Genomic DNA, 9,767 nt, shown 5'->3' with positions numbered 1-9,767 from the left:
CAGAAGGGCGTCCAGGTTTGTCTTCACACACTGACCAACGGGCGCCCTTCGCCATGGTCGCGACCAGCACAGACATCGGACTCATTCATCTAGGCCGGGGTGCCCGCGGCGGGGACGGGGATGTCCAGCCGGCCGGCCACGGTGGTGAGGGCCGTCCCCAGGGGGAGGGCGACGCGGGTGGCGGCGTACCGGTCGCCGCGGGTCGGGTCCCGGTTGACGATCAGTACCGGCTTCCCGGCCCGGGCCGCCTCGCGGACGAAGCGCAGCCCGGACATCACGGTCAGCGAGGACCCCAGGACCAGCAGTGAGGCCGCCCCGTCGACCAGTGCGCGGCAGTGCTCGACCCGGTGCGGCGGGACGGATTCCCCGAAGAACACCACGTCGGGCTTGAGGATGCCGCCGCAGCTCGCGCAGGGCACGACGCGGAAGTCCGCGACCTGCTCGTCCGTCAGGTCGGCGTCACCGTCCGGGTTCATCGCGGCGGCCACCGGTGCGAACCCCGGGTTGGCCTCCTCCAGCCGGCGGGCGAGTTCGCCGCGCGGGCCGGCGGCGCCGCAGGAGAGGCAGACGACCCGGGCGAGGCTCCCGTGGAGCTCCACCACCGGGTCGCTGCCGGCCGCCTGGTGCAGACCGTCGACGTTCTGGGTGATGACCCCGGCGAGCAGGCCGTGCCGGCCGAACGCCGCGACGGCCCGGTGCCCGGCGTTGGGCCGGGCGCGGCCGAAGGTGCGCCAGCCGAGGTGGCTGCGCGCCCAGTACCGGCGGCGGGCCTGAGCGCCGGCGGTGAAGTCCTGGTAGGTCATCGGGGTGTGCCGGGTCAGGCTCCCGCCCTCGCCGCGGTAGGCGGGGATGCCCGACTCGGTGGAAATACCGGCCCCCGTGAGCACCAGCACCCCGCCGGCGGCGAGCGCGTCGGCGACGGGGCCCGGATCCGTGGTGCCCGGTGGCAGGCTCTCGGTCGGGGTCCAGCTCAGGGTCGGGCGCGTACGCATGCTGCCAGGGTACGTATGCGGCCGGGGCCCGGTCACGGTACTGAGCCGGCTGCGCTGTCGCAGCAGGAGCCGCGCGGGCCGCCCCTACAGCGAGCTGGGCTGGGTCCGAGCGCCGGCCGCCCGTCCCGGGCTCCGCCCTGCCGCGCGTGCTACGGGCAGAGCCGGTCCGGGCGCGGGATTCTCATGACGGGTCTGCTCCTCGGGTCCGGCGGACGGTCGGTGCCTGACGGCTGCTGGTGACGGCTGCTCGCGTACGGCCGGTCCGCACCGCGGTGGCGGGTGCCGTCCTGGCGAGAAGCCGGCCGGGGCGGTGGTCCGCGCTGCGTCCCCCTGGCCACCGCCTCGGCCGGGACCCAGTGTCACCGTGCCCGGAGACGGCGGACAACACCCTTCGAACTCACTCGAATTCGGACACGGGGCGGGTGCCGTGGGGCGCCTCCCGGCCGGTTCCGCGGCTCGCCCCCGCAGGCCCGCGACGGGGCGGCTAGCGTGCCCGGAGCTGGACTTCCCCCGCCGCCGTCATCCCCGGAGAACGACCGGTGCTACGTGTCCACTTCACCCCGGAGGACCTCGCCCGCGTCCGCGTGGCCCGGTTCCCCGATCCGCTCGCCGAGACGATCCTGAGCCTGCCCGTACTCCAGGACGGCGGGCCGGGGGGCGTGGCGCTCGCGGGCTGGCGGGAGCGCACGCGCGGGGGCCTGAGGGCGGCCATGCGGCCGCTGTTCGAACTGGCGCCCGCGGGCGCCGGGGAGTACGTACCGGAGGTCTTCACGCACGCCGCGACCGGCACCCTCGCGGACAGCCTCGACCACACCTGGTCGTTGCCCCGCCTCCAGTGGGCGGCGGACTTCCGCGCCGTCGCACAGCTGCGCCCGCGCTCGGCGCGCTGGATCCACGCGCTGCACCACGGGGACGCGGAGTGGGGTGCGGTCGTCCGCGAGGCCCTGTCCGCGTACCACGCCGTGGCCGTCGCCCCGTACTGGGCGCAGATCGCGGCGACCGCGCACACCGACCGCGCCCGGCGCGCCCTGGTCCTGGCCGACTCGGGGGTCGGAGGGCTCCTCGCCACCCTGCACCCCGAGGTGCGCTGGGACTCGCCCGTCCTCCACGTCCCGTGCGAGTTCGACGCGGACCTGCGGCTCGCGGGGCGCGGGCTGCTGCTCGTACCGACGTTCTTCTGGCCGAAGCCGCTGGCCCTGGTCGACAACGCCGACCCGGGCCGGCCGCTGGTGCTGCGCTGTCCGGTCGCCCGGGACCTCGCCGACTACGGCCGGGTCTGGGCGCCGTCCGCCCCCTCCCGCCCGGACGGGGCCCTCGGGGCCCTGCTCGGCAGCACCCGCGCGCGCGTCCTGCGGGCCGCCGAGGCCCCGGCGAGCACGGCCGAGCTGGGCCGCCGCACCGGCACGTCCCCCGCGACCGCGAGCCACCACGCCATGGTGCTGCGGGCCGCCGGCCTGCTGACGACGGACCGGGACGGGAACGGGGTCCGCCACGCCCTGACGCCCCTGGGCCGCGCGTTGCTGAGCGGACAGGGACCCTGCTGACCGCGGCGGCCGAGGGGAGCCGAGGGGAGCCGAGACGGGGTGTGCCCTCGGTCGGCCTGAGCAGCGTGAGCCGCACGCGGCGTGCCGGGCGTCGTGGCACAGCCGGGACCATGCGGACATCCCCTAGCGTGGCCCCATGACGACCAATCAGGACATGGGGCGGCGTGCCGCCGTGATGCTCTGCGTGACGGCGGCGCTGATGACGGGTCCGGGAAGCCCGGCCGGCGCGTACGCCGGGACGACGGCAGCCGGGTCCCCGCGGCCCGGTGCCCTCGTCTACGTCGCCGACCTCCACTCCGACACGGTGTCGGTCGTCGACTCCGGTACCGGCACGGTGGTGGACAGCGTTCCCGTCGGGGACGGACCGGACAGCGTGGCCGTCAGCCCGGACGGCTCCCGGGTCTACGTCACGAATTCCGCGGCGGACACCGTATCGGTGATCGACGCCCGCACCAGGACGGTCATCACCACCGTCGCCGTCGGGGACGAGCCGAGCAGGGTGACGGTCTCCCCCGACGACCGGAGGGTCTACGTCGCCAACGTCGGGTCGGACGACGTGTCGGTGATCGACACCCGCACCCGTGCCGTGACGGACACCATCGCGGTGGGCGATGCCCCGCTGGGCGTGGCGGTGACGGCCGAGGGATGCACCCTGTACGTGGCCAACGCCGCGTCCGGCACCGTCTCGGTGGTGCGGACCGCCACCGGAGCGGTCACCGGCACGATCCCCGTCGGCGGCGGACCGACCGCCCTGGTGCTCGCCCCCGACGGCCGTCGCCTGTACGTCTCCAACCTGAGCTCGGACGACGTGTCGGTGGTCGATGTCGGGGCCGGCGCGGAATCGGACCGCATCCCGGTCGGGGACCAGCCCACGGGGATCGGGGTGCGGCCGGACGGCCGCCAGGTGTACGTCGCCAACCTCGGGTCCGACGACGTGTCCGTGATCAGCACCCGCCACCGTGCTGTCACGGAAACCGTCGCCGTGGGGGACGGCCCCAACGGGCTCGCCGTCGGCCCGGGCGGCTCCCGGCTCTACGTCGGCAACTTCGACTCGGACACGCTGTCGGTCATCGACACCTCGACGGCCCGCGTGACGGACACGGTGGCCGTGGGCGACGGGCCGACCGGCGTGGCGGCGGCACGGGGAAAGAGGCCCTGACCGGGGTCGGGGACCCCGCGGCCGGCCCCTTGTGCTCGGCCGGGCTGGTCGGCAGGGTGTCCGGGGTACGTGCCGATCTTGTACGGGGCGACGGGTTCGAGGGCTTGGGGGAACGCATGCTGACGGGGATCGTGATCGACGCGCTGGACGTGGCGCGGTTGGAGTGCTTCTGGCAAGAGACGACACGCGGCCGGACGGACGGCCTGCGGCTGCGGTTCGTGCCGACGGCGACGCCGAAGGCGGGGAAGAACCGGCTCCTGTCCCACCCCTGGGGCTTCCGGCTCCGCCGGACTCCCACCAGCACGGTCTCGCTGGTGATGGGGCCGCCCGCGGCCCCGAAGACCGAGCGGAACCGGCTGCGGCTGGAGACCACCGTCCCCGGCGGGGAGCCTGGCGAGTTCCGCGACGCCGGCGGGAACGAGTTCCACGTCACCGGCTGAGCCGGGCCGCCGTCGCCCCGGTTGAGTCTCCCGTGGGGGGAGACATCAAGCTGGGGGCATGGACAGCGACACCCTCCTCTCCATCGGAGAACTATCCCGCCGGACCGGCCTGACGGTGAAGACGATCCGGTTCTATTCCGACCGGGGCATCGTCCCGCCGACCGACCGGAGTCCGGCGGGGTACCGGCTCTACGGCCCCGGCGCACTCGCCCGCCTCGACCTCGCCCGCACGCTGCGCGATCTCGGGCTGGACCTGGCGACCGTACGCAGGGTGCTGGACCGGGAGGCGTCCATGACGGAGGTGGCGGAAGCGCACGCCAACGCCCTGGACGTGCAGATCCGGACCCTCCGCCTGCGCAGGGCGGTGCTCCGCGCAGTCGCCAGACGCGCCCCCACCACCATGGAGATGGACCTGATGCACCGACTCGCCACGCTCTCCCAGGCCGAACGGCACCGGCTGGTGTCGGACTTCATCGACGACGCCTTCGAGGACCTGGACGCCAACCCCGAATTCGTGGGGCTGATGCGGTCCGCCATGCCCGAGCTCCCGGACGATCCCACGCCCGAGCAGGTCGAGGCCTGGGTGGAGCTCGCCGGGCTGTGCCAGGACGCGGACTTCCGCGTCGCGATCCGCGGCGTCGCGCGGGAGCAGGCGGAGGAGCCCGCCCCGGAGGACGCCGTCACCCTGCAAGACGCCATCGACCGGGCGATGCGTGAACGGATCGACGAGGCGGCGGCCGCCGGCCTCCTGCCGGCCTCCGCCACCGGGCTGCCCCTCGCCGACTCGCTGGGTACCCTCTACGCCGACGCGTTCCGGCGGGCCGACGCGGGCGATCTGCGCCGCTGGCTCCTCGCCCGTCTGCGGACCACGGCGGACCCTCGTGCGGAGCGCTACTGGCGGCTGCTGGCCACGGTCAACGGATGGCCCGCTTCGCCGGCCCTCGCTCCGGTCCACCCCTGGTTCACCACGGCCTTCGCCGGGAGCTCCGGCGGCTGACCCCTCATCCGGTCCAGATGTCCAGCAGCCGGCTCGCCGCCCGGAAACCGTCGGGGGAATCCGCGTTGCACACCACGGTGACCGCGGTGTTCCGGTCCGGGCTCACCTTGAAGGTGCTGTGGAACTGCTCCCAGTCGCCGCGGTGCAGGAGGCTCTTGTCGGGCAGGAGGAGGATCCCGGCCCCGTACCGTCCTTCCTCGACGCCGCGCCGGCTCAGGGCGTCGCCGACGCTCACCGCCCCGGCCGTGACTCCGGCCAGGAGTGCCTTTCCGCCGATGCGGCCGGTGCGGTAGTTGTCGGCCCAGCGGACGAGTTCCCCGGCCGTGGTCTGGACGGAGCCGTCCCCGTACTGCTTCCAGGGGGAGGAGTTGGGGGTGAAGGAGCCGTCCTCCTCGTCGTACGACTTCGCCTTGCCGGGAACGTCCGCCGCCGGGGACAGGGTCATGCGCAGGTGCAGCGGGGTGAAGAACTCCTGCTGGAGGAAGGCCGGGAACGGTTTGCCGGTGACCCTTTCGACGACGTGGGCGAGGAGGACGTAGTTGGAGTTGGAATAGGAGAAGCCCGTGCCCGGCCGTTCCTCCGGACGTGAGGCGAGGATGGCCGCGATGGCTTCCTCCTGGCCCGCCGGATCGGTCACTTCGACGCCCTTGGCCTCCAGCAGGTCCTGGTAGTCGGGAATGCCGCTGGTGTGGCGCATCAGGTCGCCCAGCGTGACGTTCCGGGTCCAGGCGGGCGGATCGTCGAGGAATTCGGACAGGGGGTCGCCCAGGGAGAGCCGGTGCCGCCCGGCGAGCAGGAGGACGGCGTCCGCGGTGAACTGCTTGGAGTTGGACGCCATGTCGAAGACCGTCTTGGGGGTGATGTCACGCCCGGTCGCCAGATCGGCCTTCCCCCTCCCCGCCTCCCATACGACCTCGCCGCGTTCGCCGACCGCGGCCGCACAGCCCGGACCGTCGGGGGAAGGCACCAGCTCCCGGAGGACCTCCGCACTGCGCTGCCCGCGGTCGTCACCGGCTCCGTACGCCTGCGGGGCCACGAGGCCCGCGAGCGCCGCCACGACCATGGCGGCCCCTGCTGTGCGCGACCAAGCCGTCCGGTTCACACGGACCACCTTCCTCCCTCCTCCGAGAGTGCTCCGGCGGCCGTGGCGTGGCCAGTCGATCACGTGTGGGAGGGGATCAGGGGTGGAGGGTGATGTGGGGCGCGAGGGCGGTGAGGAAGTCGGGGGCGTCGAAGGCGCGGCCGGCGGAGGCGACGCCGGTGGTGCGGATCCGTCCGGTCAGGACGCGGTCGAGGGCTTCGACGACCAGGGGCGCGGTGACGGCGTAGATGTCGCGGCCCTCGGCCACGGCGCGGCGTTCCACGCCGCCGGAGCGGACGACCGCGTCGACGAGGAAGGTCTGGCCGGAGCGGCCGAGCTCGTCGGTGGCGGTCGGCGCGGGGGTGTCGGAGGAGGCGATGTCCCGGGCGGCGTCGACGGCCATGTGGGTGTGGACGTCGCGGATCGCCAGGTGGTCGGTGACGGTGACGACATCGGCCATGGTGAACTCGGTGACGACGGGGCGGGTGCCCATCGGGGCGGGGAAGGGCCACTCGCCGGTGGGCGGGGTGTCGGTGCGGCGCTGCCAGGCGCCGCCGCTGTAGCGCAGGCGGTACTCGCCGCGCCGCTCGCGGGAGACCGCGCCGGACAGGCGGGTTCCGGCGGTGGGGTGCCAGTCGCTCAGGCCGTAGGCGATGTGGGCCTCGTCGGCATGGGTCCAGTCCCCCATCGCGGCCGTGACCAGCAGGTCGCCCAGGCCGCCGAAGAACGCCATCGCCGGGACGACGACCGCCCCGGCCTCGCGGGCCCGGTCGGCGTAGTGGGCGAAGGTGTCCAGGTTGGCCTCCAGTTCGGCGGCCACGTCCAGGTACGGGATCCCCGTGCGCAGGGCCGCCTCGATCACCGGTCCGGCCGTCGAGGCGAACGGACCCGCGCAGTTGATCACCGCGGCGGTGCCGGCCAGCGCCGCGTCGAGCGCGGCCGCGTCGCCGACCGCCGCCGGCCGGGCCCCGTACCCGGTCGCGTCGGCCAGGGCGGTCAGCTTCGCGGCGTCCCGGCCGGAGAGGACCGGGAGGTACCCGCGGGCGGCCAGCTCGGCCACCACGAACCTTCCCGTGTGTCCGTACGCGCCGTAGACCGCCACCGTGTTGTCGTTCGCCGTGCCGTTCACGAAAACCGTTCCCCTGCCTCGCGTCTGCCGTGCGCCCGGGCCCCGCCTTCCCGCTCTGCGGGCGGCCGGTGCGCTGTATCGGGCTCCATCCTCCCCGGGACCGGTGCGCCCGCGACAGTGTCCGGAACGACACGGGGCGTACAGTTCCCGACATGAGAAGCGTCGCGCTGGCCGTCACCGACGGCATGCTGCATTTCGAGTTGTCGCTGGCCTGCGAGGTCTTCGGTTCGGACCTGACGCATCTGGTGGACCCCTGGTACCGGTTCTCGCTGTGCGGTCCGGGGCCGGTGGCCGTGGGCCGGTTCCGGCTGGAGCCGGACGAGGGGCTCGACGGGCTCGCGCGCGCCGACACCGTGATCGTGCCGGGCTGGGCCGACGTCGACCGTGACCCGCCGGCCGGACTCGTCGACGCGGTGCGCGCCGCCCACGCCGCCGGAGCCCGCGTGGTGTCCCTGTGCACGGGCGCGTTCGTGCTGGCCGCCGCCGGACTGCTCGACGGCCGGCGCGCCACCACCCACTGGGCCCACACCGGCGAGCTGGCCCGCCGCCATCCCCGCGTCACCGTCGACCCCGACGTCCTGTACGTCGACGACGGCAGCGTCCTGACCTCCGCGGGGAAGGCCGCTGCGATGGACCTGTGCCTGCACCTGGTCCGGCTCGACCACGGGACGGCGGTCGCGAACACCGTCGCCCGCCGGCTGGTCGTCCCGCCCCACCGCGAGGGCGGCCAGGCCCAGTTCGTCCGTACACCCGTTCCGGAGCCCGGCAACCATCCCCTGGCCGGACTGCTCCCCTGGGTCCTGGCCCGCCTCGACGCACCCCTCACCGTCGAGGACCTGGCCCGGCAGGCCCGCATGAGCTCCCGCCAACTGACCCGGCACTTCAACACCGTCACCGGCACCACGCCCCTCCAGTGGCTCCACATCCAGCGCATCCGCCGCGCGCAGGAACTCCTGGAAGGCACCGACGCCACCATCGAGGCCATCGCCACCACCACGGGCATGGGCACCGCCACCACGCTCCGCCGGCACTTCAACCGCACCGTAGGGGTCCCGCCGGACACCTACCGCCGCACTTTCCGCAGTCACACGAGTGCCACCGGGTCCAACGGCCCGGCGCTCGGAGCCGTTTGACCGTCGGCGGCAGCCCGTCGCGGAGCGGGGAAAACAAGTGCCGGACCGGCTGCGGGGTGCAGCAGAATCACCCCATGGCAAACATGGGAGTGTTCCGGAACGCGGTCGCAGACTGGGCGGCGGGCGGCCCCGGCGGGCCGGCCGGGGAGCTGGCCGCGGAGCTGGGTGTCGCGGCGGTGGTACTGGTCGAGGGGCCCAGCGACCTCGCCGCCGTCGAAACCCTGGCCGCGCGACTGGACCGGGACCTGCCCGCCGAGGGCGTCTGCGTCATCTCCATGGGCGGAGCGATGAACGTCGGCCGCTACGCCCGGCTCCTGGGCCCGCCCGGACTGGGACTGCGCATCACCGGGCTGTGCGACGAGCAGGAGCAGCCGTTCTACGACCGCGCGTTCCGGCAGGCCGACTCTCCCGACCGCGAGGTCTTCGTCTGCGTGAAGGACCTTGAGGAGGAGCTCATCCGCGCGCTGGGCGTGCCGAGGGTGGAGGAGATCATCGAGGCGGAGGGCGACCTCGTCCCGTGGCGGACCTTCGTCCGCCAGCCCGCGCAGCGGGGCCGCGACCCGCACCACCGGATGCGGCGCTTCCTCGGCACCAAGAAGGGCCGCAAGATCCGCTACGGCCATCTCCTCACCCAGGCCCTCGACCTCGATCTCGTCCCCGCGCCCCTCGGCGCCCTCCTCACCACCCTGGGTCCGGCCATCGCCGGACGCTGAGCGGCGCAGCGCCAGGGCATGGCGCAGGTCAAACGCGATGATCCAGCTGAACGTCACGGCCGTCACCGAGCTCACCCGGGCGTTCCTGCCCGATCTCGTGTCCGACGGCCGGGGTGCGCTGGTCAGCGTCGCGAGCGCGGCGGCGTACCAGCCGACCCCCGCGATGGCGGTCCACGGCGCCGGCAAGGCCTTCGTGCTGAGCTTCACCGAGGCGGTCGGCTACGAGACCCGCACCTCGCCGCTGCGGGGGCTCGCGGTGTCGCCGGGCCCGGTCGCACCGAGTTCTTCGACGTCGTCGGCAGCCGGGACGCGGCGGTCGGCCGGATGGCCACCCCCGAGCAGGTGGTGACCGCGACGCGACGCGCGCTGGAGCGCGCCAAGACCCCGCCCAGCATCGTGGCCGGACTCGCCTTCAGCCGTCCACATGCGGGAACGCCCGGCCGAGGGTCTCGGCCGGGCGTTCCCGTACGTCTGCTGCTGTGGTGTCCGCTGGTGGTTTAGTACCAGTGGTTGGCCTGCCAGAAGTTCCAGGCCTCGACCGGGCTGCCGTAGCGCTCGTTCATGTAGTCCAGGCCCCAC

The 9,767-nt window shown here is 74.1% G+C and carries 11 protein-coding genes; 7 read left to right on the top strand and 4 right to left on the bottom strand.

Translation table 11 applies throughout. The annotated features are described in order from the left end of the window. Positions 1–89: 89 nt before the first annotated feature. Complete coding sequence (locus ACZ597_RS35435; RefSeq protein ID WP_471339543.1) at positions 90–992, bottom strand: NAD-dependent protein deacetylase; 903 nt, start codon at positions 990–992, stop codon at positions 90–92. Between the two features lie 539 nt (positions 993–1,531). On the opposite strand from ACZ597_RS35435, the gene ACZ597_RS35430 reads away from it, so the two are divergent. The 4 genes from ACZ597_RS35430 to ACZ597_RS35415 all read left to right on the top strand — a co-directional run bounded on the left by ACZ597_RS35430 (position 1,532) and on the right by ACZ597_RS35415 (position 5,132). Beyond that, the gene (locus tag ACZ597_RS35430) at positions 1,532–2,536 is read left to right on the top strand and encodes a winged helix-turn-helix domain-containing protein (protein WP_471339540.1); all 1,005 of its coding nucleotides are present in this window, start codon (positions 1,532–1,534) and stop codon (positions 2,534–2,536) included. Between the two features lie 136 nt (positions 2,537–2,672). Continuing rightward, entirely contained in the window at positions 2,673–3,695 is a 1,023-nt protein-coding gene (locus ACZ597_RS35425) for a YVTN family beta-propeller repeat protein (protein ID WP_471339538.1), read from the top strand. 116 nt (positions 3,696–3,811) lie between these two features. Beyond that, positions 3,812–4,135, top strand: a complete 324-nt coding sequence (locus ACZ597_RS35420; protein ID WP_471339534.1) for a hypothetical protein — start codon at positions 3,812–3,814, stop codon at positions 4,133–4,135. Positions 4,136–4,193: 58 nt separating this feature from the next. Next, positions 4,194–5,132: a MerR family transcriptional regulator gene (locus ACZ597_RS35415; protein ID WP_471339532.1), complete on the top strand. Its 939-nt coding sequence runs from the start codon at positions 4,194–4,196 to the stop codon at positions 5,130–5,132. A 4-nt stretch (positions 5,133–5,136) separates the two neighbouring features. Here ACZ597_RS35415 and ACZ597_RS35410 read toward each other — a convergent pair whose 3' ends face one another. Then, on the bottom strand, positions 5,137–6,234 hold the full coding sequence (locus ACZ597_RS35410) for a serine hydrolase domain-containing protein (protein WP_471339529.1): 1,098 nt from the start codon (positions 6,232–6,234) through the stop codon (positions 5,137–5,139). Between the two features lie 76 nt (positions 6,235–6,310). Beyond that, positions 6,311–7,342, bottom strand: a complete 1,032-nt coding sequence (locus ACZ597_RS35405) for a saccharopine dehydrogenase NADP-binding domain-containing protein (protein WP_471339526.1) — start codon at positions 7,340–7,342, stop codon at positions 6,311–6,313. Positions 7,343–7,494: 152 nt separating this feature from the next. Between ACZ597_RS35405 and ACZ597_RS35400 the strand changes: the two genes are divergently transcribed. From ACZ597_RS35400 to ACZ597_RS35390, 3 genes are all read left to right on the top strand, one after another. Next, on the top strand, positions 7,495–8,475 hold the full coding sequence (locus ACZ597_RS35400) for a helix-turn-helix domain-containing protein (protein WP_471339523.1): 981 nt from the start codon (positions 7,495–7,497) through the stop codon (positions 8,473–8,475). 74 nt (positions 8,476–8,549) lie between these two features. Then, a complete protein-coding gene (locus tag ACZ597_RS35395; protein WP_471339520.1) occupies positions 8,550–9,188 on the top strand; it encodes a TOPRIM nucleotidyl transferase/hydrolase domain-containing protein in 639 nt (212 codons plus the stop codon). A gap of 37 nt (positions 9,189–9,225) precedes the next feature. Continuing rightward, a complete protein-coding gene (locus ACZ597_RS35390; RefSeq protein ID WP_471339517.1) occupies positions 9,226–9,537 on the top strand; it encodes an SDR family NAD(P)-dependent oxidoreductase in 312 nt (103 codons plus the stop codon). A 148-nt stretch (positions 9,538–9,685) separates the two neighbouring features. On the opposite strand, the gene ACZ597_RS35385 is transcribed toward ACZ597_RS35390, so the two are convergent. Next, positions 9,686–9,767 (bottom strand): aggregation-promoting factor C-terminal-like domain-containing protein (locus tag ACZ597_RS35385; RefSeq protein WP_471339545.1); only part of this gene is annotated, 82 nt, incomplete at its 5' end.

It is taken from the genome of Streptomyces sp. NPDC040718 (assembly GCF_055593565.1).
This window is presented reverse-complemented; position numbering and strand designations above follow the sequence as displayed.